This window comes from Mucilaginibacter sp. McL0603 (assembly GCF_049992945.1).
GTDB lineage: Bacteria > Bacteroidota > Bacteroidia > Sphingobacteriales > Sphingobacteriaceae > Mucilaginibacter.
The window spans coordinates 5,446,145-5,471,807 of sequence record NZ_CP188251.1; the positions used below are offsets into that span (position 1 = coordinate 5,446,145).

Sequence of the window (25,663 nt, forward strand, 5' to 3'; positions counted from 1 at the left end):
GTTTGACATATCGGATTAATATGTCGTTTGCCCAGGTTGTGCTATCAGATATAACCCCAATTTCGATTCGGCGATCCGGTGAAGAAAACCCGGAAGATTCGTTGGTTATATATATCACGGTTTTATCCTCGACGAATAGATCGGTCCGATAAATGAATGAATTGGTCCCTTTTACATTATAATACCCAATCCAATCTAAAATTTCTTTACTAAGATTTTTAATCCCAGCCGTTTCTAAAAATTTTATTTTTGACTGCCAAATCACTGATTGATACCCCGCCTCATTTATTCCTTTAAGGATCTTGGTAAAATCAGTTGAATCAAGTGTTAGTTTGGAATAACAGTTAAAAACTTCAATCATATAATTGTCTCTTGTTCAAATGGTACAACTATAAATTTAAGCTCGATGTTCCGTGAGTTAATTTGGACAGAAATATTCTATTGCGTTGTTGCGCACGTTTGAGTAACGTTGAATATTTAATGACTTCCGAATAAATTGCACCGTCGGTACGTCCATCAAATCCAATTACTTTGGTGGCTGGCCGAAATAAATAATCAAATTGATAAGAATGCTCATAGCTACTTACTCGTCCTAAAACATCCCTTGGTTCAATGCTTTCGCCTATTAGATATCCATAAAATTGAATTATTTGAAATTCATCTTCTGAGTAATTCCTAATAAGATTTGCATAGCTATCAATTTGGGTTAAATGTTCCGAGATATTTGTGTCAGGTGTTTTAAATTCGATTATTATACATTTTCCTTCTTCGGGAAATAATAGGATATCAGGGCGCTTAAGTTTTCTATTTTCTCCCAAGGACGTTAAGTAACGATCTTCTTCCTCTGTGAATTTGTCTTTAAAAACCTTTTTACCATCTATCGTAAGTTTATCCAATTGCGACTCTGAGGCACCTTTAAAATAGATGAAATCTTCGCTAATGATCCATAGGTCGCTGGTTTCTGAGTCACCAGAATGTTGTTGATAAAGCAGGTTATGAATCAAGGCTTCATCAAAATTCCGGCCCGATCGCTGAACTTCCAGACTACGATCTAATATTTTCTGAAAAAGGTCAAGCACGAGTTTACGGCGCGCAACATAATGGGTTAATGAAGTTTTGTTTTGAAGGGGAATAGTCCTGACAAGTTTATTTATCTCCTTTTTAAGATCTTCATTGTAGGTATCAGACGTCGTGTCAAGTTTGTTTAATTTATCAAATGATTCTTTAATACTTGCATCTATTGTGGCAGCCTTTTTGGCTTCCGCTTCATAAAACTTTTCCAGAATCTTTGCTTCGCTATCATTAATCGAAATATTAATACTCTGGGCAATTTGCTCATCTAAACCAAACATTTCCTTAAGTTCGGAAAATTGAAGTAAGTGATTTTGCTTTACTTCCTCTATTTCCGGATACATTTTTGTAATAGTGGAATTTATTTCTTCCTGGATATCTTCAACGAAAATTTCTTGGTTGGAAAAGAGATCCCCCGTTGCTTTAGTAAAGCTTTCTTTTGACGGGATGTTTAGTTGACCGCGTATGTTAGTATCCCTTGAATCAATGTAGTCGCTTGAAACGATGAAAAGAAATTTGTTCCCTTTGATGTTGTCGTTTTCGGACAGACTTTCAAGCATAATCCCCGATTCTTCAATAATTTCACCTTTAGAACTCAGCTTCAGTTCGTTGCTTTTTAATATATCCTTGCTGATCTTATAAGCATCTAGTTTGAACGATTCACTTTTGTTATCTACCGCGACAATATCGCCAAAAGAGGATATCTCTTTGTAAGGTAGTGTGATGATTTCAGATTTTTCAATACTTGGGATGTCATTATTGGAAACGTTCACGGTATTTTGAAGTTTGCCCTGAACATGAAAGTTAATAGTAATTTGTGGCAACGACAGCCTATTGGCACATAGGTAGGATATATATCTTTCCAAAAGAGATGCCTTAAATGTATCTGCATTAAGGCTGTTGTATATATTACTGTCTTCAAGTAGTGTGTTGAATGTCAACGTGGTTGTGACTTGGGCTGGTCGATCAATTTCAACACAAGATTCATGATATACCAATGCATTTTTATCAAGAAATCCTTTTTTTTTAGACATAGTGAATTTTCTGAAGAAACACTTTTCGCCCTCCAAAAAATAGCTTTCCAAAATGGTATTGTCGAAATATTGCACAAATTGAATTCGTCCAGATCCTAAGTTTTTATACCCTTTAGATGTTAGCTTGAATGTGTTGAATCTTTGAAATTCACTATCGTTAAACCCGATTCCGTTGTCTCTAATTGATAGTTTTGAAAATTCGAAACTATCTGTTGTCGTTTCGGTGACAAAAATATCAACCTGAATGTTTCCGATCAGAGAGATATCAATAGTTTGCTTTATTTTGATTGCTTCTAATGCGTTTGTAAAGGCTTCCCAAATAGGTTGCAAAGCTGTTCTTGATTTCTTTACGTCCTGTAAAACCCCGGCAAATGATAGATCGTTAGCAGAAATATATGTTTTATCAGCAGCCATTGGAGTTCATTGTGGTAATTAATTGGCAATAAAATGTAAAGTAAACGAATATTAAATATAACACAAATTTAAGTCAATCAAAGATAGAGGTGAATCGATTTTATCTGATCTTGGTGATTTTATCTAATTACGTACTATTTTATATATGGCTATATAATATTGATGCCCGTAAGAGCCCCCCGAGATTTTAGGCGATTTAAGAAGGCTGTGTAAAGTGGCTGGAACCGCTGTCTTGAAGTATCATACTTGGCGAAACAAGTACATTCATTGAATAGTCGCCACAACAGGGCTGAGCATAAATTGCGCACCATAACAATAATTACCTTAACTTAGGTATCATTAATTGTAATGCTTTGACTAAACCCACAATAACCCGGACTTACGGCCAAATACATTTCGAAGACCTTGACCCTAAACGTTTTGAAGACCTGATAAGGCAACTCATTTATGACTTTAAGGATTGGCAGAGTATTGAAGCCACCGGACGTGGCGGAGCTGATGACGGCTTCGATATCCGGGCGTATGAACGGAATTATGCAGAACGCGAACCCGTAGACGATACTGAGGAAATGGCTGATGCACATCCAATGAATGGCAATCTTTGGATGATCCAATGTAAACGGGAGCAAGATCTGGGACCCATCCGGGTAAGAAAGATCATCCAGGAAAATATCACTGCCGGTCAGACACCTCCTTATGGTTACATCTTGGCTGTATCCGCCAACGTTTCAAAGAAAACGCATGATGCCTTCCGGGAGGAATTGCAAAAGCTGGGCGTAATGGAATTCTATCTTTGGGGGAAAGCAGCCTTGGAGGATATGCTCTTCCTGCCCAAAAATGATCGTATACTTTTTACCTTTTTCGGATTATCACTGGTGACCAAACGACGATCGAGGGCGACCGAGATCAGGACTGTTGTAACTGTAAAAAATAAATTGCTGTCTATTTTAGGTAATAGCAAAACCACGCATCACCCAATACTCGTCCGGGATATTAAAGATGACGATTATCCCTACGAGGATGCCTATCCCGATTTCGAGACTTACCCCCGCTGGAAAACCTATACTGCTGTGGAACAACACCCGATAGGTCTTATTTTCGAGGAGTTTGAGTATTATGCCTATATCGACACCATCAAGAAAGAGTATGATTTTACCGGCTTTGTTAATTTGCAGGAACAGCCAACTGATGATGACGAAGAATACCAACAGAGATATAAAAAGAAGGAATTAGTTCTTGACTTTTTCCACTCCTTACCTAATGCCCGGCACAGCTATTATTTGTCTTACGCATTGATCGGCTATAAGGACATAATACTTGTTGATGCCAAAGGCGACAATTGGAATGAAAGGCCTCATATTTTTGTGGATTTTATTAAGGGTTTACCCTTTTCACGGTCCCGACAGGTGATCAAATTGCGCAATGAAGATATTGACCTGGAAGGTTACAAACGGATTAGTGTTTTTCCAAAAGATTTTACAAAACAAGGCAAAAGGCACTTTCACGAAGATAAAATTGTCGCCCTCGACGATGATACCTTTTTCAGGTTCAGCAATTTCAGGGATATGACCTTGTACGCTACAGATGATCGACACACCGATCTATCCCCAAAAGATATATTTCAAATCGAGGGTATATTGGAGGGAATCAAACAAAAAGCGAAAGTATCGCTGTCCTGCGCCTATCAAATGACGGTCAGCGACTATTTTACGGAAAATGACAAAGATTTCGAGTTAAAGGAAAAGATCAAATTACAAGTGGGCAAAGTACCTGGGGGGAAGGCAATACTGCATATCTATGAATTAAAGCCTGTCTATGATTATGAGTTAGATCAGGACATTGAATAACAGCATGTATTCTTTTTACGGCAAAGAAAGTTATAATTAGCTGCCAAGAAACGGCCCGCCGATTATAGGATAGCAGTAAAATTAAAGCGCAATCGGTTTTATCTTTAATTCTCTAAATTGTTTTTGCGCGACATATACAAGCTTGGCTGTATCTCTTTGAAGTTCAAAACAAGCCTGATTAAAAGCATTTAGTATAAATACTCGGTCAAAGGAACTACTTATAGCCGTTGTAAGCGATTGTTCCGATACTTTAAAACCAGATGAAAGGCTGGCATCGCCGTATACCAACAGTAACCAACATTCGTCAATATTGGTATTTTGACGATAGGCATTTAACCGCTTTTCCTTTTTTTGAACACCGGCGACTACCATATCCGTAAAATCATTCCGGACAAAATAATCCTGATTGTATCTTAGGCAAAATAGTTCGTTGGAAGGTTGGTAACTAAATGTTTTGACAAATACAGGAATTACCGGGCTGGTTCCTCTTATGGTTGCCATGATAAAGTCAGCCAGTTCTTTTATGATCTGTAGGGAGTTAGATTTAATAACTTTATTATTGAAATCCCGGAGTGATTTGTCATCATATAACTTTATATCTGTATCAAGGGTGAGGTTGCCAACACCGGTTAGATCATGCGTTTCAGCTAAAATCAATGCAAGGGTAGGATTGAGATATTTTTTCCAAAGTTCAGCGATATATGCTTTTGCTTTACCTTCCTCCAACCTGGAGTGTTCAACCCCGATAGATAGTTTTTCCGACGTTAAAATGAAATCAGGTACTTCCGTTGGCTCAATCTCAAATTTCATTTGCGTGGTATACAGGAATTTACCTAAACTAATCAGTTCATCATTTTTACTGCGTTGCCCGGTCGTATTTTCTTTATAAAGATGTTCTTGTATAATTTCTTTTACATGAAATTTGGAAGCAGCGATCTCCTGCTCGCCCAATAAAAACTCTTCCCTGTCGATGCGTTGCGGATCAATGCCATATATTGCAGCCGTCTGTTTGATTCTTTCTTCCAGGCTTCCATCATTGGAAACAGTTTTGCTGGTCGATAAGATCAGCGGTGCATCGGCTTTACCTAATATTGATTTCACAAAATGGTCAATAAATGGCTGTTTTTGTTCTGCCGGAAGGCTATCAAGCATTTCTATAAAGTTCTTCTCCGTCAGCTTAATTACGATTGAAGATACAAAAGATTATTTTACATATGGTTATTCAATGTGTAAAGGTAATTAGGTAACAGATTAAATCTGAAGTGGACCTTTTATTTACCTTCTTCCAAACCCGCTGACATGCCTTGCGTCAATTCAAGTGTATCTACGACAGTTCTAACATACCCTTCTTGCCGGTACATAATGTCCCCATGTTTGTATTTTACTGCCATTTCAAACGTTTGGTAACAATCAAAATAGGCGTTTAGATCATCTGTACGCCGGACCTTCTTTAGCGTTCGTGCCTGTTCGTGATAATACAATTTAAACAGGTCAATAAATCCGGTACCATTCTTACGCAAAAGGTCTAAATGATTGATCAGAAATCGGATATTTATAAATACGAGCGGCTGGATCTTTTTGAATTTATTCATCATTCCGGCTTTTGTTATCTTTTCAACGAAAGCCTCCTGGAGATATTGATTAACGCCCGGCATACTAAAAAAATGGTCTGTATAGATCATAACTGGGTAAATAGTCAAATTCCGGGAATGTTTATAACCCTTTATTTTTTCGAAAGGGGTATTTATTATGTGCTGAAGTTGACTTATTAATTGTCCTGTACCTTTATTTGCCTGATTGTATTTGGCATCTATCGCATCTTTAATTGCTTGAAAAGAGGTAGTATTGATCGCGTTCGCGGGAAAAAAGGCATCTTTGATCTCAAAAAGGATAACATCGCCACCTGCTCTGTAGTAGGCATCAGGAAATCCCTGTGTTGTTTTTTCATCAAAAAGCAGTACGCTATGTTTTTTCTGCAATGATGCGCGTAATAACTTTTTAAATAAAATACCTTCCGTAACCTCCTCAGAAACGTACTGTTTAAAGTTTGGGAAAGTTTTAAAACCCCCAGCTGATGCTATATCGGAATGCGTATAAAGATCATATAGCAGGCCTTCGTAAAGCTTATTATGGAAGAAATTCCAGTTCAATATAAAATAGCTGTCTTCGCCATACCGAAATATTGGTTTATCCTTTATTCCGCTGTAATTACGGTGATCGACGGCGTAAGTTGCAGTATAGTTCCGTGCATCCATTGAAATGGAATCAAACAAAGGCTTGAATTCTTCGGTCACCGAAATAATGGCGCTGGATGATTTGTCATTGTTGCGCTCCGTCTGTTTCCAGGAATGTTGGATGACATTAAGAAGGGCAAAAACATAGTTCCATGAACTGGTATGGCCCCGTTTTGCTAGGAACTGACGGATATTTTCAGCATAAGGAGAATTATATTCTAAAAAATTAAAGAGTACGATGCCCCGTATCATTTCCGTGAAAGGATTGATGATGTTTCCTGCCTCGTATTGACTGCTTAATAATGGCCAGGTATTCTTATAAAAAAAATCAACTGCGTGATGCCTGTTCTCATCAAATATACCTGCATCAATTTCCTGGCGTTTTTCAATAAAGATGATATAAGCTTTAAATAACCTGAATTCCTGATCAGGGGTCGTATCGTCCCCCATAGGTATTTTCCGGTAATGGCCAAGGCAGTAATGCATAAACTCCAGGGTGTGAAGTTCCGAAAAGATAGCATAAGCATCAGCTCCTCTGTCTTTGCGGCTCTCCATTACTTTTAAGCCGATACGGTGCTGTATTGCCAAAGGCTGTCTCCGAAGAAACAACTGAAGAATTTCCACCTGGACCTTAAAATCAGCGCTATCTAAATGCAATTTCGCCTGGATCATGGTCAAAAGGCCAATGATAACTTCGGAAGAGATATCTCTTAGCAAGTCTTCCAGCTCGGGAACAGGTTCATCAAAAATATCCGCGTAACGCGGAACTATAGCCATTTTCATAGATCAATATTCAACGGCTGTTAAGTTTTTTTCATCAAACGCCAGATAACCAAACGGAACATTGACCAGTTTTTTCATTTCAGCGATGAACTGAAGGTCTTTTTTGCTGGGTTTACCCGGCCCGACGATCATTATATACTTTTTCTTTTTGGTATTTTCCCGATGCATATAGTCAAACAGTTGCCCAATCCCTTCTCTAATGCAGGTATAAACGCTGGCAAAAGGTTTGATCTCATAAATGATATATTCCTTGTCAGTTATCCTTTTGGCATCGATGTACCGTTTTTCGCCGCTACAGGAATGATTTGGATACGTATTTTTCAGATAGGTTAAAAATCGGTTCTGTATACGATTGTGTACAAGGTTTACCGTTGCGCCAGCGATAGCACCCCTTTGAAAACTGCCTTCCTTCTTGGGGTTGTAGCCATCTTCATCACCCTCATCATCTTCGATATCTGGTTCCGATTCGATCAGCGGGTCTTCTTCAACCGGGGATTGATCATTTTCCGCGTACCAGTTAAAAATGTCATAAAATGCATTTCCATCCTTACCTGCTGTTAATTGGTGGATGGTAGCGGCATAGTTGTAATTAAAACTTCTGACAAATGAGGCATCTAGGAATTCCACATGAATATGGTGCCCAAGCGAATTGGTATCGTAAAAATAAACCGACCCATTGCGTTCGACAACCTGAGCATATCCGATGATCTGTAATTTGTTGAATGAGCCATGTGATTTGACAGCAATAATATCGCCAGATCGCATCTGAGAAAATAACCTAAAATACCCTTTTACCTTACCCATAGCCGGTTTTGCATCCTTGTGATGTTTAGCTACCCAAGCGTTTACTTCATTGTTTTTTTCGCCGATCAAGGCCGAAAAATTATGTCCCCAAACCCATCCCATAGCAACGCTTTTACTGCTTAAGAACTCCTTCATGACCGAGACAGTATCGTCTCCGTTGTCATCGCTATATTTACTACCGATGATATAAAAATTTGGTTTTACAGGCCCACGGGCGTACAAGTCATATAACCGGTAAGAATAATCGATCACGTCTTCCTTTTCAGGTTTTAAAGAAAGTATCGCTTCCTGTAAAGCGTAAACCGGTGAATTGTTATTAAATGACAAGCCTAACCCATCAGTGATAGCCAACAAAGCCCGCTTACTGTACACCGGAAGTAATTGCTTGCCGGAAAATAAAAATGCCAACTTCCATTTCCCGATAGCATGAAATGGGATTTCCTCGATTGCTTTCCAGTCTCCCGCTTGACTAAGGCTGACGATCTCGGATGCCATTGCCCGGACGTTTTTAAATGCGGTATCAAGATCATCGCCACGATTTCTATTCCAAGCGTAACCTCCATGCTTTTTATATCGTTCGTCTTTAAACTCTTTATCATTTTGGATTTGCCATAGTTCAAATTTATTCAAAGAGATTCGGCCTATGGCTCCAAGGTATTTTGTACCATATTCCAGCCAATAGCAAAGGGAATCATGATCATCCAAATGAGCATAGGATGCTAAAGACATATTCGCTACGCGTTCTGGTGTCCACGATTCTAAAAAACTGGTTAATGTTGTGTCGGCGAATTTGGGATTAAGTTCCATCATTAATTGGTTTAGGAGCACTGTCGTTGACCAATGCTATTGCGATAAATTATAGAGCGTAATGTACAATAATTAGGATATGATCATGTAGTTGTTCCACAATATCCTGTTTATTGATCGATTTAATTTAATTTAGGTCGATCAAACCTTTATCCATGTATAAACTAATTTGCATTCTGTTTTTAATACTCCAAAACAATATTTCCCTTTCAAAGCAAGTCAACCCATCCCCTAATCACAGGCCATCATCCGTAACAACCGATTCAGTGATCGACGCGCTTAGTAAGAAAAATAAATTATTGGAGAGCCAAAATGAACTTATTACAACCGCGCTTAATGCCAATAGTAGTGTGTTTTCAGGCATTTCCACCTATTTTGCAGTTATATCCATTTTGCTGACCATAATTGTTGTTATTCTTCCGCTTGTCAATTATTTTTTCGTGCTTAAGCCATCAGAAAAAGCGATGAGGAAAGTGGCAGCGCTTGAAGGCGAATTACTATCAAGAGTTGAAAATAATTTTGAGGATTACCTGGCGAAAATTGAACATAAGAAGGCTAAAGAATTGATAAGGTCCCTAAACACAGGTCCCCAGGCGATAACAGCATTCGCTAATTTCTTTTTATTGAGATCCTACTCTGATTTTGATGTCGAAGATCAAAATACGGTTATAAACTTTCTTGAAAAAAAATATGAGATCGAAGTGATCAATAGGCTAACCTTGCATAATGTATTGACCTCTAATCCTTCCAGGAGCTGCGAAGCTTTTTACAAAAAGGTATTGGAAACCGGAGATAAACCTAACCATGAGTACGCTATCAACTACCTGATAGATAATCATCCAGAAGAAAATATCGCCTTTTTTGAATTGATTATCATGAATTCACCTGACGGGCATAAAATATTGAATGAGATTGTTAGGCATATTGAAGACGATTATATCGGCAGTCCCATGACCAGCTTGAAGATATCGGAAACAAGAGCTATTGGTGAAGAAAAGCTCAAGCTTTTCCTGGATAATACAAAAATTTGCGATTCTGTAGAAAATAAAAAAGCTGATTACCACCATCAAAATATAAGCTTTATGTCCTTTGCCCAGAATGCGTTTATTAAGGAAACTTACTATTTCAAAAAATATAAGCAAAAAAAATAGTACGCGATAGGTGAAATCTTGTTCATAGATCACCTGATCTTTAATTTGGCATAGGACAAAACTCGATCATTCAACATAATGGAAAACGAAAAAATTAAGGATTTTATAGGAAAAGGTGCCGAGATCGCCGGTGGCGCGGTAGGCGGGGCAATTGGTTTGATAGGCGGACCGGTCGGCGCAATTTTGGGTGGTGCACTTGGTGCAGCCTTTGTGGTTGGCATTAAAGAGGTTATCAACCGGCAACTTTCGAACCGGCAGGAAATGCGCGTAGCTGCCTCCACTGCTTACATACTCACAGATGTAAAAGAAAAGCTTGACCGTGGGTATCATGTAAGGACTGATTCTTTTTTTGACGCAACGAACGGTCGCAGTACTGCCGAAGAACTTTTCGAAGGCATTCTTTTAAAATGCAAGGATCAATATCAGGAAAAAAAATCTACTATATATCAAAGATATTTGAGAAAGCGGCATTTGACAGCAGCTTTAGCGCTGAAACTGCCAACCAGATTCTCTGCACCGCTGAAAGTTTTACTTACAGGAAACTTTGCATCATAGGCTATTTCGGCAGAAAGACCGAGTTTGATGGCTCGCTATTAATGAAAGAACCATATAGTTGGTATGAAAATGCCATTTTTCCAATTCCTTTGGAATTACTAAAACAGGATATTTTTGATCTGGTCAATTTAGGTATAGTCGATCAGGCTAATATCATGTTAGGAAGCCGACACGATATCATTCCGGCAGAGTTTTCTTTGACAACTTTAGGAAATGAATATTTTTCCGCTATGGAACTATCATCCATACCAAAGAATGATATAGAGCCGATATATGATGAGTTAAAATACCGAGACATCTTTGGCTTGAACGAAAAAGGCACAAAGAACGTAGGAATACCGCATTGATCATCGTAAAAGGCAGCCAGAATTTCAGCTGCAACTCTTATGCAAATAGTCATTTAACATAGTTAATTATAGTAGCATAATTCTTGGGTGAATTAGTGACAATTTGGTGAGCACCCGATGAACCGGGTCAAAAACCAGAATATGAATATTGTAAGTGACCCAGTTACTAATTTTAGCGTTCACTTCGGAAATTATTAATCATAGTATATATTGCATCAATCAGCATTAATGATTATTTTTACCTAAGTCATTAGGAATTAAACTGTAGCAAATTATTTGTGGAAAATTCGGGAATTGCCACATTTGCAAACCTGTAAAATATTGAAATAGTGTGTGTTAGAGGGATAAGTTCGAGTCCCGTCCATTGCTAAATAAACTGCAAAAACTTCCCAAAACATTAATTCGTAATATTACAGGCTTTTGCATTTTTGGGCCCGGATCGCTAGCTATTTGTTTCAAATGTACTCCGGAAATTCGAATGATCTTGCTTGCATTAGGCACCTGTCACTTTCGCGGCCTTCCGGCATGGTGCAAGCTGAAACGCAACTAGTAATTGTGACCACCTAAATTATTTTTATATTTACCCGCCACTTATCACACGATGAAAAAGATACTAACCTTATTATTTGTTCTGCTTACCATTTTATCAGCCTGTAAAAAGGAAACTACCCAACAGGGAATAAACCCAAAACCGCCTGTCATGAGCCGGGTGAAAATAGAGCCTTTATATTCAGCCTATACTTGGGGCGACGAAGTTAAGCTAACCATTGATTCGCTCACGATCCTCAACGCTGGCGATATAACTATAGACTTCGGTTCAAATATAACGCTTCATCCGTCACGCATTGATACCACAAGTGTTTTTTTTAAAGTGCCTAATACGCTTCTGAATAGATCTAATCTTTTTAACGTTATTATCGATGGGCTGAAAAGTAATGACGGTTATTTAGCGCTTCAACCTCCTTCAGTGTCAGTTGTGAATAACACCAGTTTAATACCAGGTAGCACAATTACCATTACGGGGCAATATTTTAATCCTGTACTAGCAAACAACCGGGTATTGCTGGACACCGCGACCCTTAGCGTAGTTTCGGTCACATCCACACAGTTAGTTGTAAAAGGAGATAATGTATCTATCTCAGATATGGGAAACTTGACTATCAAAACGGGTAATGATCTTTCAACAGTGGTACAAGGCAATTATATAGTTTACAGATATTTAACACCTAAGAATAATTTTCCTGGCCCAGCCCGTTTCGGGGCAACCGCTGTCGCCATTAATGGAAACATTTATTTCGGACTAGGGAAATCGCAGTCAACGAATAATGCCTTGGCTGACTGGTGGAAATACGACCCTGGTGCAGATAAATGGACACAGCTGGCCAATTGCCCGGTGGCGTCATATATTATGAATTCCTTTAGTATCGGCACAAAAGCCTACGTAGGTATGGGAACAGGAACCTTATACGATACTAATTTCTGGTGTTATGATACTTCCTCAGATAACTGGAAATCGATAGCTTCATTTCCTGGCACCTACACGATGTTCCCGGTATGCTTTAGTTCAGACAAATATGGTTATATTATAGGAGGCAGTCTGGATACACCCGGTGCTATTGTCAGGACCAACGATGTATGGCGCTATGATCCAGTGGCTGATAGTTGGCAGCAGACAACGAGTTTTCCAGGGTTACCGCGTGACGAGGCCATAGGATTCACCTTGAATAATAAGGGTTATGTAATTGGCGGGGCAGCGCAAACCGGAGGTTCGGAACCATATATAGCAGATGCATGGTCATTCGATTTCGGGACCGAAACATGGAAGCAATTATCGATGCCTCCACAGAATGTCGCCCGGAGCCAAGGCTTCGCTTTTTCTGTTCAAAACAAAGGGTACGTAGGTGGCGGTACTATTACTGATAGTGGTAGCTTGCCATACGTTTATGAATATGATCCTGTAGCGGACAAGTGGGCCCTGAAGGAAAAGATTTTTGGCCCAATCAACCTTTACTCTGCTTTTGCGAGCGTTAACGGTATTGGCTACATAATTACGGGAGAGGGATATTTCAACTGGTATTTTTCGGGATCGCAGAGTTTTTTCCAGTTTAAGCCATGACGTGTTCGAAGCAGATCTATATTGAAAACAAATATTTGCCGGATACGAGTAGAAATTGCATGATTTAAATGGTGACATTAATCGCTCTGCCACTTGACAATATACCTGATAACATGTCTAGCTCTTGGTCTGTGAACGCATTGGGAGCCATGTGTGCTCCACGCCATCTTACTATCCTATTTTGGAAGAACAAATATTTAGGCACATAGTTGAGCGTTAAGTACTGGCTGTACTTTTGAGGTTATCACGATTTGTGATAACCTGTAAACAACCTAAATCCATTTTAGGCAATTAATGCTCAGTCGCTGAAAGTCTCTATAAATTGTCAGGTTTATAACCTATTCGTTTACGCTCTTTCGGCTCGTCCTTTCTGTCAATCAGTTCATCCAGATAGCGGAATACGATTTCCATATTTTTATCTTGATTGTTGAGCTTGGATTTAATTTTGTCGATCTCAAGCCTTAGTTCCGTATTGTCTAAAAGCATCTGGCGGATCTTCGTGAAAATCCTCATTACCTGAATATTTACTTCTATGGCTCTGTTGCTGTTAAGAACACTTGAAAGCATAAGAACGCCGTGTTCTGTAAAGACAAAAGGTAATACCCTTCGTCCTCCACGTCCATTCTTTGACATCACAAATTGTGATGTCAAAGATGAATACTCATCTTCCGAAAGCTGAAACATGAAATCAGGTGGAAATCGTTTTAAATTTCTATTCACTGATTGATTTAAAACACGTGTTTCAATATTGTACAATTCCGCCAAATCGCTTGCCAACATGATTTTTTGTCCGCGGATATAATATATTTTATTCATGATGATTTCATCAGGTATCAATTGATTTTCCATTTTACTAATTTTTAAAAGCTTCGAGTGGTTTTAATATGCCGATTAAACCCCAATATTTTATAATTTGAACTGCATCTTAATTCTGTTTAAAAACACGGCGTTATCCTAAGTTACTTTTGTATCCAATATTGCTTTGTAGTATCATCGACTTGCTCTTCCGAAATGGAATAGCAAGTTCTTTGATTCCTAAGTATTTAGGTAACCCATTTTTCAAAATCTACCCATCTATGAGCTTATTTTAATTTGTTGATTGTAATTTTGACTTTAGCAAATTCATATCCTCACTTATCTTCAGGTCAACTATTTTGGCGTAATGCTGGGTTTGTTTGAGTGATTTATGGCCCAGCATTTTGGAGACAGTTTCAATCGGCACGCCATTACTTAAAGTGACGGTGGTTGCGAAGGTATGTCTGGCAATGTGGAAGGTCAGATTTTTATTTATCCTGCACCCATCAGCAATTTCCTTTAAATAAGAATTCATTTTCTGGTTGGTAAGCACCGGCAGTACTAAACCTTTATTTACGCATTTAGGGTCATCCTCGTATCTGGCCATAATCGCCAGCGCAGCCGGCAATAAAGGTAACCGGGTAGCAGATTCTGTTTTCTGCCGGGTAGTTACGATCCACTTGCCACCATCTACACCTGTAACAATATCAGAACGCCTTAATCGGTAGACATCAACGTAGGCCAATCCAGTATAGCAGCTGAAAAGGAAAATATCACGGACATGGTTGAGCCTGTCGGCCTCAAACTCCTTGCAAGCGATATCATTCAGCTCTTCTTTTGTCAGTGCAACACGGATCACTTCTTTTCTGTTAGTTTTAAACCCCGCGAAAGGGTCTTTCAGTAACCAGCCTTTTTTAATGCACTCCAATACGATCTTTTTAAAATTCCCGAGGTATTTCATCGTTGCATTGTGCCCGCACTTCCTGACACTTTTCAGCCAGAATGCAAACTGGGAAACAAATTCATAGTTCAAATCTTTTAACTCAACGTCTGCCGCCTGATATTTCCAGCGTATAAAAGCTGCCGCATGGTCGTGTGCCGTCTTATAGCGCATTAATGTCGAAGGGGCGAACTCCTGGCCAACCAGTGCTTTCATTTGTTCATTGTGGTGCTTGAACTCAGCAAGGATCATTCGCTTTTCTTCACCCTGGCCCGTCAATACATTTTTGAGATTTTCTGCGGTGAGTATTTTATCCTCATCCATTAGCTTTTTTTTGGCTTGGTAGACCTTGCTGCACATGACATCCAAATAGCTGTTAAGCGCTTTTGCATCTTCTTTCAATCCGGTTGCCCGTCCCGCCGATGCATTCCATCGAAGGTTATCCCATTGCCTTTTGGTGGCAACATCTTTTGATAGGCCATCAACTGTTAACCGCAGGTAAATGTACCTGGCATTTCCTTTTTCATTTTTGGGCTTCTTCAGAAAGAAGAACAGCCCGAAGCTTTTTTCTAACATAACGAACATTAAAGGGTAAAACAAATGTCGAAATGCGGCGTCTTTTAATCAAGATGTTCACTCGCTAAACAAGTTGATATTCAGTTTATTGCAAAGATTCCAGCGCGTCTTTTTTTCAATTTTAAAGACGTCATGAAAGACGCGCTTAAATATTGAATAATTCGGCATACTTTGGAGGGGCTTAAAATCAAAAAAGCCTCTAAATCATATGATTTAAAGGCTTTTGAACATTCTTAAAATGTATTTGGCGGAATGGACGGGACTCGAACCCGCGACCCCATGCGTGACAGGCATGTATTCTAACCAGCTGAACTACCACTCCGTTTGGGATGGCAAATATAGCCACCTTTTTTCATTCCACAAGGATTTTTTTAAAATCTTCCTAAGAGCTTGATTTTAAGGGATATTTTTTGCTTAAACGACCTTTAACGATGCGAAACTATCAGCAGATCGAGGTCCTTGCAAGGGATATTAAAGCGTTCACCGATGTATTTACTGGTCAAATGACCTTCATAAATATAAACAGAATTGCGCACACCCGACTTTTGCCAGATCACATTTTTAAGGCCACCCTGCTCTCCAATATCCAATAATATAGGGGTAAATATGTTGGTGAGCGAATAAGTGGCAGTACGCGCTACACGTGAGGCAATATTAGGCACACAATAATGAATCACATCATATTTCCGGAAAACAGGGTGGGTATGATTGGTCACTTCTGATGTCTCGAAACACCCCCCCTGATCTATGCTTACATCAATAATTACCGCATTAGGCTTCATACGGCTCACGGTGCTTTCTGAGACAATGCAGGGACTTCGGCCGTCTTCCGTGCGCATAGCGCCGATAGCAACATCACAGGTGGTAATTGCTTTTTCCAGAACTATTGGCTGAACAACTGACGTAAATACCCTTGTCCCAATATTATTTTGCAAACGGCGTAGTTTATAAATAGATGGGTCAAAAACTTTCACCTCAGCACCTAATGATATGGCTGTGCGTGCTGCATATTCGCCTACAGTTCCGGCTCCTAATATCACAATTTCAGTGGGTGGCACGCCCGTTATGCCACCAAGCATTAAACCCTTACCGTCAAATACGTTGCTTAAGTACTCTGCTGCTATCAGTATAGAAGTTGCACCCACTATCTCGCTCATGGCCCTAACTACGCTCAAAGAACCGCCTTCGTCCATTAAATGCTCAAAGCATAATGCAGTAACCTTTTTATGTATCAGGGCATGCAGGCAGTCAGCCTTAAGCGTTGAGAGTTGTAATGCAGAAATGAGAATTTGATGTGTTTTCATCAACTCGATCTCTTGCAGCGTGGGTGGTGCTATTTTGATAATAATATTCGCCTCATAAACAGTTTTGGTATCATAAACAATACGCGCGCCCTGATCACTGTAATCCTTATCAGAAAATTTGGCTGCCTGGCCTGCATTGCTTTCCAGCATTACCTCGTGCCCATTATTGATCAGCAACGCTACCGATAAAGGTGTTAAAGCTATCCTGTTTTCCTGGAAAGATGTTTCCTTGGGTATACCGATATAAAGCTTGTTCTTTTTGTTTTTCACCTCCAGCATCGACTCCTGGGGCTGCATCATTGCCTGCTTGGCAACATCCGAAAATCCACTGTATAACTCCGAACTCATTTGTATTTTTTCCGAGTGTTGAAGATAGGCAAAAAACAGATGATGTTAAACTAAATTTTGTCACAAGTTAATAGACGTTCGTTACTGTCTAAAACCTGTATGTTCACACGGATATAATGTGGTGGCAGCAGATCGGCGATCTTCCCGGGCCATTCAATAAAACAATAATTACCTGAATAAAAATACTCTTCGTACCCCATATCCAACGCTTCGCTTTGATTTTTAAGCCTGTAAAAATCAAAATGAAATACCCTTGTCCTCTCCCCCTCATATTCATTTACAATAGAAAAGGTAGGACTGGTTACCGGTTCATGCACGCCCAAACACTCGCATAGCGATTGGATGAGCGTGGTTTTGCCCGCGCCCATATCGCCATAAAAAAGAAAGATTTTTTCTTTACCCCCGAATTCGATCAATTGCTTTGCAGCATCCTTTAGTTCGTCAATGCTTTTAACAGGCAAATTCATGTGCCAAAGTTAAAACATTAAACTTATTTAGGCCCGTAGGTAACTATCGGTATGATCATTTCCTCAAGTGATATACCCCCATGCTGAAAAGTCTCGTTATAGAAATTAACAAAGTGGTTATAGTTATTAGGATAAACAAAATAACTATCGCTCTTTGCAAACACAAAACTTGAGCTTACATGCAGCTTGGGCAGCATAATATCATGAGGATTACGAACATGAAACACCTCTTTAGGATTAAAATTCAGATTCTTACCCTGTTTGTAGCGCAAATTAGTATTGGTATTCCTATCGCCTATTATCTTGCTTGGATTTTTTACTCTAATGGTGCCATGATCGGTAGTAATAATCACCCGCACCTGTTTTTGAGCTAAAAATTTAAGCAGATCAAACAACGGCGAATGCTCAAACCATGATAATGTTAATGAGCGGTAAGCGGCATCATCACTGGCTAATTCACGTATCATCTGCATATCTGTGCGGGCATGCGAAAGCATATCAACAAAGTTGTATACCACCACATTCAGCTCATTATTCATCAGGTTACTTACTGAATCATTAAGTGCGCGCCCTTCGTCGATGTTTAATATCTTATGGTAAGAGTATTTGATGTCTTTGCGTAAAACACGTTTTAAATGATCGCCCAAAAACTTTTCCTCATATAAATTCTTGCCGCCTTCATCTTCATCATTCTGCCACATATCCGGGAACCGTTTTTCCATATCCAACGGCATTAAACCCGAAAAGATAGCATTACGGGCATATTGTGTAGCCGTAGGCAAAATACTATAATAGGTATCCTCTTCCTCCAGCCTGAAATATTCTGATATATATGGATTGATGATCTTAAACTGGTCAAACCTTAAATTATCTATCAGAATAAAAAATACCGGCCCCTTGCCATCCAGTTTCGGAAAAACCTTCTTTTTAAATAATTGCGTTGAAGTAGTTGGCGCCGAATCCGGATTTTGCATCCATTTGGTATAGTTCTTTTCAATGAATTTACAGAACTGCACATTAGCCTCTGCCTTTTGCAGGGTCAATATCTCGTGCATTCCTTCGTCTTCCAATCGTTCAAGCTCAAGCTCCCAGTAGATCAGTTTTTTATAAACATCCACCCATTCCTGGTAACTCAAATTATCGTTAAGCGTCATTCCCAGCGTTCTGAAATCCTGCTGGTAAGCCATAGTGGTCTTTTCAGTTACCAATCGTTTATTTTCAGTGAGCTTCTTTATGGTCAGCAGTATCTGCTTGGGGTTTACTGGCTTTATCAGGTAATCATCGATCTTTGAACCGATGGCATCCTCCATCAAATATTCCTCTTCGTTTTTGGTGATCAAAACGATAGGTACCTCATTATTGATATTTTTGATTTGCGACAGGGTTTCTAATCCTGTCAGTCCCGGCATGTTTTCATCTAAAAACACCAGGTCGAAGTAATTACTTTTGAACGAATCCACAGCATCGTTACCATTGGTAACTGTGGTTACATTGTAGCCTTTTTCTTTCAAAAAAAGCACGTGCGGTTTTAACAGGTCAATCTCGTCATCAGCCCATAATATTGTCGTTTCCTGCATAATATTTTTCTGTATCCGATTATAACCCCAAAGCACGGGTTTTGTTATTGCTTATCAGTAGTAATTAACAAAAATTAACAATAATAAAACAGAATATTACTATTATTTAACATTTTTGCACAGCATTTCGCCCATTGAACAAAAAGAAAATCATAAACGATCCGGTATACGGCTTTATCAGTATCCCAACAGAGCTGATATTTGATCTTATTGAGCACCCGTATTTTCAACGACTGAGGTATATTAAACAACTGGGAATGACCCACTTGGTTTACCCTGGCGCCTTACACACCCGTTTTCATCATGCTTTGGGCGCCATGCACCTGATGGGGCTGGCAATTGAAACCTTGCGCAGTAAGGGACATCAAATTACGGCTGATGAGGAAGAAGGAGTAACCATAGCCATATTACTGCATGATATCGGTCATGGCCCATTCTCACATGCTTTGGAGCAAAGTATAGTGGAAGGCATTTCGCACGAGGATATTTCAACCTTATTAATGAATAAGCTAAACGGGCAATTCAATGGCCGCTTAACTATGGCTATTGACATCTTTAACGGGACCTATAATAAGAAGTTTCTGCACGAACTGGTATCGGGTCAACTGGATATGGACAGGATGGATTACCTTAACCGTGACAGTTTTTTTACCGGCGTATCAGAAGGTGTCATCAGTTTTGATCGCATTATCAAGATGCTCAATGTAGTCGGAGATCATATTGCAGTTGAGGAAAAAGGTATTTATTCTATCGAGAAGTTTTTGATAGCACGCCGTTTGATGTACTGGCAGGTATATCTGCATAAAACCGTCATCGCTGCCGAACAATTGCTTGGCAAAATATTAAAACGCAGCCGCGAACTGGCATTAAGCGGACGACGCCTTTTCGCAACACCGGCATTAGATCATTTTTTGGCAAATACCATCAGTAAAGATGATTTTATAAATAAGGACCATCATATCGAGATATTTGCAAGTTTGGATGATACGGATATCATGTCGGCTATAAAAGTGTGGGCCAATGACAGTGATCCTGTTCTTTCCCAATTATGTCGGATGTTAATGCAACGTAACCTTTATCATGTGGATATTACTAACAAACCTCCTGATAAAAAATTGATAACACACTTAATAGGCAATGCCAAAAAGAAATATCCCGTTAGTGAAGAAGAATTGAGCTACTTCGTATTTGCCGATACGATAAAGAACAATGCCTATAAACCGGGTGACGGAAGTATCCGCATTTTAATGAAAGATAGTACTATACAGGACATTACCATTGCCAGTGATAATTCAAACCTGGAGGCCTTGGCTAAAACTGTAAAAAAGTATATTCTTTGCTATACAAAAACCCTTATATGAACGTATTGAGGCTGATAGATTTATAATTTGCTGCTTCAATTTTAACACTTAAATTTGCCCGATGCAATTTACTGCGCAGGAAATAAGTTTTATGCTGAACGGAACTGTTGAAGGTGATGCCTTTGCTACCGTTAGCCAATTGGCCAAGATAGAAGAGGCGTCAGCCGGTTCACTATCATTTTTAGCAAACCCGAAATATGAACAGTATTTGTATTCAACAAATGCGTCCATAGTGATCGTTAATAAAGACTTTGTACCTGCCGAGCCCATTAAGGCTACGCTTATCAGGGTCGATAATGCTTACAGCGCATTTTCGGTATTGCTGGAAAAATACAATACCATAAAATTAAATAAGACGGGTGTTGAACAGCCCAACTTCATACATCCATCTGCACAGGTTGGGGAAAATAGCTATATAGGCGCATTTGCTTACATAGGCCCTGGTGTTAAAACCGGTAATAACTGTAAATTTTATCCTCACACGTATATCGGAGATAATGTGACGCTTGGTGATAATGTAACCCTGTTCCCTGGCGTTATCGTTTATTTTGATTGTGTGATAGGCAGCAATGTGACCATACACTCAGGTGCCATAATCGGCAGCGACGGTTTTGGTTTCGCCCCTAAACCCGATGGGACTTATAGTAAGATAAGCCAGATAGGAAATGTTATCATTGGTGATGATGTAGAAATAGGCTCCAATACCACGATTGACCGTGCTACGATGGGATCGACCATTATACATAAAGGCGCTAAACTGGATAATTTACTGCAGATAGCCCATAATGTGGAAATAGGGGCCAATACGGTAATTGCGGCACAAACGGGTATCTCGGGCAGTACTAAAGTTGGAGACAACTGCGTAATTGGCGGACAGGTGGGCATGGTTGGACATATAAATATTGCTAAAGGAAGCCAGATAATGGCCAAATCCGGAATTAACAAGAATATTACCGAGGAAAACAAAAAATGGGGTGGAATTCCATTTTTTTCCGGCTACCTGGAAAACATGCGCATGGAGGTAGCTGCAAGTCATTTGCCCGCATTAGAAAAGAAAATATTAGAATTAGAAAAAGTAGTTGCTGAACTAAAAAAAGAAGTTCAGTAGTTCACCGATGAACAACTGAGCTGGAACCAATGAACATTATTAAAAAATGAATGTAAAACAAAAAACTATTAAAGGGCCGGTTTCTGTATCTGGTACCGGGTTACATACCGGTGAGCGGGTAACCATGACCTTTAATCCGGCACCAGAAAACCATGGTTATAAATTTAGAAGGGTAGATATAGAAGGGAAACCAATTATTGATGCCGATTGTGATAACGTAACTGATACTTCACGCGGAACTACTATTTCACAAAATGGTGCCAGTGTAAGTACCATCGAGCATGTTCTTGCTGCTTTGGTTGGGTTGGAAATTGATAACGTGCTAATCGATCTTGATGGACCGGAAACTCCGATAATGGATGGTAGTTCGGTACAGTTTGTTGATGCCATAAATAACATAGGATCTATTGAGCAGGAAGCAGACCGCGAATATTACCACATACCATATAATATTCATTATTCTGAGCCTGACCGTAAGGTAGAAATGGTGGCTATGCCATTAGATGATTACCGCTTTACCTGTATGGTCGATTACAATTCGCAGGTATTGGGAAGCCAGCATGCAAGTATTTCAACCATATCTGAATTTATTAAGGAAATAGCATCGTGCCGCACTTTTTGCTTCTTACACGAGCTGGAAATGTTATTAAAACACAACCTGATCAAAGGCGGAGACCTGAATAATGCGATTGTGGTTGTTGACAAGGAAGTTGACGACGAGGAACTGGCGCACCTGGCTAAAATATTTAACCGTAAGGATATCAAGGTAGCACCACAGGGGATATTGAATAATATTGAGCTTCGTCACCAGAATGAGCCTGCAAGGCATAAATTACTGGATATGATAGGTGATCTGGCATTGGTTGGTGTGCCATTGAGAGGACATATCATGGCTGCAAGGCCCGGTCATGCGGCCAATATCGCTTTTGCCAAAAAGATAAAAGGCCTTATAAAGAAAGAAAGAAGCCGTAAACACATAAAAGTTTACGACCCCAATGCTAAACCGGTATATGACACCGTTGACATAATGAAAATATTGCCGCACAGGCAGCCAATGCTGATGATCGACAAGATATTAGAGATCAGCAAAAGCCATGTGGTAGGTTTGAAAAATGTTACGATGAACGAGGAGATTTTCAAAGGGCATTTTCCTGGTCAGCCTTTGTTCCCCGGTGTGTTGCAAATAGAGGCTATGGCACAAACCGGCGGTATATTGGTATTGAATACCGTACCTGATCCGGAAAATTATATTACACTTTTCTTAAAAATAGAAAATGCGCGATTTAAGGATAAGGTTGTTCCGGGTGATACTATAATATTTTACTGCAACCTCATAGCGCCTATACGCAGGGGCATTGCACAAATGAAAGGAATAGGCATGGTTGGCTCACGCATAGTTGTTGAAGCAGAATTGATGGCCCAGATTGTAAAAAAGACAAAAGAAAAAGAAGCATGATACAACCTTTAGCATATATACATCCGCAGGCCAGGATAGCCGATAATGTAACTATCGAGCCCTTTGTTACTATCCATAAGGATGTAGAAATTGGCGAAGGTACCTGGATAGGCTCAAATGCAACTATTATGGATGGCGCCCGCATCGGGAAAAACTGTCGTATTTTTCCGGGTGCTGTTATTTCTGCTCCGCCGCAAGATCTGAAATACCGTGGTGAGCAAAGTACAGTAAGCATTGGAGACAACACCACCATCCGCGAATGCGTTACCCTTAACCGCGGAACAGCATTGGATAAAAATACCACCACCATAGGTAGTAATTGCCTATTAATGGCCTACGTACACGTAGCGCATGATTGTGTGATCGGTGATAATGTGATCATTGCTAACTCAGTACAATTAGCTGGTCACATCAATGTATATGATTATGCATTTATAGGTGGTACATCTGCCGTACATCAGTTTGTGGAGATCGGTACGCACAGTATGATATCCGGTGGTTCACTGGTGCGTAAAGACGTTCCGCCTTATACCAAGGCAGGTCGTGAACCATTATCTTATATCGGTATCAATTCTGTTGGGCTTCGCCGAAGAGGTTATTCTGCAACTACTATTAATGAGATCCAGGAGATTTACAGGATCATCTTCCTGAAAAAATATAATGTGACCAAAGCCCTTGATATTATCGAAGCAGAATTTGTACCAACCGTTGAAAGGGACGAGATCATTAATTTCGTACAAAACTCACAGCGCGGTATCATGAAGGGATTTGGGATATAGCTTTTTGAGCTTATAGTTCATAGATCATGGTTCATAGTATATAAATTTACAAGCTTGGCCCATGAACTATGAACCATCAACCATGAACTAATGAAAATCACCCTCCAGAACATAGGCCGCCGTTTTAACCGGGATTGGATTTTCAGGAATATCGATTATACTTTTACATCTGGTGAAACTTATGCAATACTCGGTCCTAACGGATCGGGTAAATCTACTTTATTGCAGGTTTTAAATGGCAGTCTGGCGCCTTCAACAGGCACTATCAATTATTTATTGAATAATAAACCGATTGAAGTTGATGCAATTTTCAATCAGCTTAGCCTTGCAGCGCCTTATTTAGAGCTGATAGAAGAGTTCACGCTGGACGAAATGACCGACTTTCATTTTAAGTTTAAGCCTTACCGTCCGGGAATGGATAAAGAAGCTGTTGTAGGTCTGCTAAATTTAGAGGGTGCAAGGCATAAATCGATCAAATATTTTTCATCCGGGATGAAACAACGCCTTAAATTAGCATTAGCCTTTTGTTCTGATACCCCAATGCTGATGCTCGATGAACCTACTTCTAATTTAGATAATCAAGGAGTTGATTGGTACCTAAACCTCGTACAGCAATTCGCTGCCGACCGCCTCACTATCATCTGCTCTAACCAGCAGCATGAATATAGCTTTTGTAAGCATCAGTTGAATATTTCGGATTATAAGAATAAATAGTTCTTTCTGTCCATCCCCATAAATTCCAGATGTTTACGAAAGTATGCATTGGCTGGGCCTGTTTTGTTAACACTCTTTTTTGTCGATCTGAAAAAAAGAATAATAGAATTAAAAAATCATCTCTCAGCTCCACCACAGGACCTTAAATATCGTGGCGAACATAGTACGGTATGCATAGGTAATAATACCACCATCCGCGAGTGCGTTACCCTTAACCGCGGAACAGCACTGGATAAAAATACGACCATAATTGGAAGCAATTGCCTCCTGATGGCCTACGTACATGTGGCGCACGAGTGTATTATTGGGAATAATGTGATCATAGCCAACTCCGTACAATTGGCCGGGCACATAATGTTTATGATTATGCCTATGTCGGGGGTACCTCCGCAGTGCACCAATTTGTTGAGATAGGCGCGCATTCCATGATATCCGGGGGATCGCTGGTTCGTAAAGATGTTCCGCCCTATACCAAAGCAGGGCGCGAACCATTATCTTACGTTGGTATAAACTCAGTTGGTCTGCGCCGCTGCGGCTATTCGGCTATTACTATAAATGAGATACAGGAAATCTATCGTATTATATTTTTAAAAAAATATAATGTAACCAAAGCCCTGGATATTATTGAAGCCGAGTTTGCGCCCACGGTTGAAAGGGATGAGATCATCAATTTTGTCCAAAACTCACAGCGTGGTATTATGAAAGGCTTCGGTATATAAGAGTGTAGATTGGTCCTAAACCTCGTACAGCAATTCGCTACTGATCGCCTCACGATTATTTGTTCCAATCAGCAGCATAAGTATAGCTTTTGCAAACATCAGTTGAATATTTCGGATTATAAAAAATCATAACTCATTTCCAGGCCCCATAGGGGTCGAATGTCGGTAGCAACAAAGCAACGCCGAAATTACGTGCCGTAGGTACGACACATCGTAGCATACCTACGGCATGCAAAATCGTTTGTTATTTGGGGTTACCAACATTTTGCGCCGATGGCGCATTGATGTGCAATATAGCCAGACCCCATTGGGGTCAAATGTTGGTAACAACAATGCAAAAGCCAAGAAATACGTGC

At 39.7% G+C, this 25,663-nt stretch carries 19 protein-coding genes, 1 tRNA gene and 1 pseudogene; 11 read left to right on the forward strand and 10 right to left on the reverse strand.

Annotated features, from left to right (window positions below; all coding sequences use genetic code 11):
• Positions 1-389: 389 nt before the first annotated feature.
• Positions 390-2,519, reverse strand: coding sequence for an ATP-binding protein (locus ACPPVU_RS24955; RefSeq protein WP_426669451.1), 2,130 nt, complete (start codon positions 2,517-2,519; stop codon positions 390-392).
• 353 nt (positions 2,520-2,872) lie between these two features.
• On the opposite strand from ACPPVU_RS24955, the gene ACPPVU_RS24960 reads away from it, so the two are divergent.
• Positions 2,873-4,366, forward strand: a complete 1,494-nt coding sequence (locus ACPPVU_RS24960) for a hypothetical protein (protein WP_426669452.1) — start codon at positions 2,873-2,875, stop codon at positions 4,364-4,366.
• 81 nt (positions 4,367-4,447) lie between these two features.
• Here ACPPVU_RS24960 and ACPPVU_RS24965 read toward each other — a convergent pair whose 3' ends face one another.
• The 3 genes from ACPPVU_RS24965 to ACPPVU_RS24975 form a co-directional block, all read right to left on the reverse strand.
• Positions 4,448-5,518 carry a hypothetical protein gene (locus tag ACPPVU_RS24965; RefSeq protein ID WP_426669453.1) on the reverse strand — a complete coding sequence of 357 codons (1,071 nt, stop codon included), beginning with the start codon at positions 5,516-5,518 and terminating at the stop codon, positions 4,448-4,450.
• Positions 5,519-5,637: 119 nt separating this feature from the next.
• Positions 5,638-7,383, reverse strand: a complete 1,746-nt coding sequence (locus ACPPVU_RS24970; protein WP_426669454.1) for a hypothetical protein — start codon at positions 7,381-7,383, stop codon at positions 5,638-5,640.
• Positions 7,384-7,386: 3 nt separating this feature from the next.
• Complete coding sequence (locus tag ACPPVU_RS24975) at positions 7,387-8,997, reverse strand: hypothetical protein (protein ID WP_426669455.1); 1,611 nt, start codon at positions 8,995-8,997, stop codon at positions 7,387-7,389.
• Positions 8,998-9,149: 152 nt separating this feature from the next.
• Between ACPPVU_RS24975 and ACPPVU_RS24980 the strand changes: the two genes are divergently transcribed.
• The 4 genes from ACPPVU_RS24980 (at position 9,150) to ACPPVU_RS24995 (ending at position 13,163) form a co-directional block, all read left to right on the forward strand.
• Positions 9,150-10,145, forward strand: coding sequence for a hypothetical protein (locus ACPPVU_RS24980; RefSeq protein WP_426669456.1), 996 nt, complete (start codon positions 9,150-9,152; stop codon positions 10,143-10,145).
• A gap of 78 nt (positions 10,146-10,223) precedes the next feature.
• Positions 10,224-10,700 (forward strand): hypothetical protein, encoded by a 477-nt coding sequence (locus ACPPVU_RS24985; protein WP_426669457.1) that lies wholly within the window; start codon positions 10,224-10,226, stop codon positions 10,698-10,700.
• A gap of 89 nt (positions 10,701-10,789) precedes the next feature.
• Positions 10,790-11,047, forward strand: a complete 258-nt coding sequence (locus ACPPVU_RS24990) for a hypothetical protein (protein WP_426669458.1) — start codon at positions 10,790-10,792, stop codon at positions 11,045-11,047.
• A gap of 601 nt (positions 11,048-11,648) precedes the next feature.
• Complete coding sequence (locus ACPPVU_RS24995; RefSeq protein WP_426669459.1) at positions 11,649-13,163, forward strand: Kelch repeat-containing protein; 1,515 nt, start codon at positions 11,649-11,651, stop codon at positions 13,161-13,163.
• A 315-nt stretch (positions 13,164-13,478) separates the two neighbouring features.
• On the opposite strand, the gene ACPPVU_RS25000 is transcribed toward ACPPVU_RS24995, so the two are convergent.
• From ACPPVU_RS25000 to ACPPVU_RS25025, 6 genes are all read right to left on the reverse strand, one after another.
• A complete protein-coding gene (locus ACPPVU_RS25000) occupies positions 13,479-14,012 on the reverse strand; it encodes an ORF6N domain-containing protein (protein WP_426669460.1) in 534 nt (177 codons plus the stop codon).
• Between the two features lie 238 nt (positions 14,013-14,250).
• On the reverse strand, positions 14,251-15,474 hold the full coding sequence (locus ACPPVU_RS25005) for a site-specific integrase (protein ID WP_426669461.1): 1,224 nt from the start codon (positions 15,472-15,474) through the stop codon (positions 14,251-14,253).
• Positions 15,475-15,719: 245 nt separating this feature from the next.
• Positions 15,720-15,796: transfer RNA gene (locus ACPPVU_RS25010), tRNA-Asp, on the reverse strand.
• Positions 15,797-15,899: 103 nt separating this feature from the next.
• On the reverse strand, positions 15,900-17,126 hold the full coding sequence (locus ACPPVU_RS25015; protein WP_426669462.1) for an alanine dehydrogenase: 1,227 nt from the start codon (positions 17,124-17,126) through the stop codon (positions 15,900-15,902).
• Between the two features lie 50 nt (positions 17,127-17,176).
• Positions 17,177-17,593 (reverse strand): tRNA (adenosine(37)-N6)-threonylcarbamoyltransferase complex ATPase subunit type 1 TsaE, encoded by a 417-nt coding sequence (gene tsaE / locus ACPPVU_RS25020; RefSeq protein ID WP_426669463.1) that lies wholly within the window; start codon positions 17,591-17,593, stop codon positions 17,177-17,179.
• A gap of 23 nt (positions 17,594-17,616) precedes the next feature.
• On the reverse strand, positions 17,617-19,170 hold the full coding sequence (locus ACPPVU_RS25025; RefSeq protein ID WP_426669464.1) for a PglZ domain-containing protein: 1,554 nt from the start codon (positions 19,168-19,170) through the stop codon (positions 17,617-17,619).
• Positions 19,171-19,304: 134 nt separating this feature from the next.
• On the opposite strand from ACPPVU_RS25025, the gene ACPPVU_RS25030 reads away from it, so the two are divergent.
• The 6 genes and pseudogenes from ACPPVU_RS25030 to lpxA (ACPPVU_RS25055) form a co-directional block, all read left to right on the forward strand.
• Positions 19,305-20,531: an HD domain-containing protein gene (locus ACPPVU_RS25030; RefSeq protein ID WP_426669465.1), complete on the forward strand. Its 1,227-nt coding sequence runs from the start codon at positions 19,305-19,307 to the stop codon at positions 20,529-20,531.
• Positions 20,532-20,592: 61 nt separating this feature from the next.
• On the forward strand, positions 20,593-21,639 hold the full coding sequence (gene lpxD, locus ACPPVU_RS25035) for a UDP-3-O-(3-hydroxymyristoyl)glucosamine N-acyltransferase (RefSeq protein WP_426669466.1): 1,047 nt from the start codon (positions 20,593-20,595) through the stop codon (positions 21,637-21,639).
• A gap of 46 nt (positions 21,640-21,685) precedes the next feature.
• Positions 21,686-23,095, forward strand: a complete 1,410-nt coding sequence (locus ACPPVU_RS25040) for a bifunctional UDP-3-O-[3-hydroxymyristoyl] N-acetylglucosamine deacetylase/3-hydroxyacyl-ACP dehydratase (protein WP_426669467.1) — start codon at positions 21,686-21,688, stop codon at positions 23,093-23,095.
• Positions 23,092-23,874 (forward strand): acyl-ACP--UDP-N-acetylglucosamine O-acyltransferase, encoded by a 783-nt coding sequence (lpxA, locus tag ACPPVU_RS25045; protein WP_426669468.1) that lies wholly within the window; start codon positions 23,092-23,094, stop codon positions 23,872-23,874. Before ACPPVU_RS25040 ends, lpxA (ACPPVU_RS25045) begins: the two co-directional genes overlap by 4 nt.
• Before the next feature lie 90 nt (positions 23,875-23,964).
• On the forward strand, positions 23,965-24,588 hold the full coding sequence (locus ACPPVU_RS25050) for an ABC transporter ATP-binding protein (RefSeq protein ID WP_426669469.1): 624 nt from the start codon (positions 23,965-23,967) through the stop codon (positions 24,586-24,588).
• A gap of 120 nt (positions 24,589-24,708) precedes the next feature.
• Positions 24,709-25,307, forward strand: a pseudogene (lpxA, locus tag ACPPVU_RS25055) (acyl-ACP--UDP-N-acetylglucosamine O-acyltransferase); the annotation flags it as partial.
• Between the last annotated feature and the right edge of the window lie 356 nt (positions 25,308-25,663).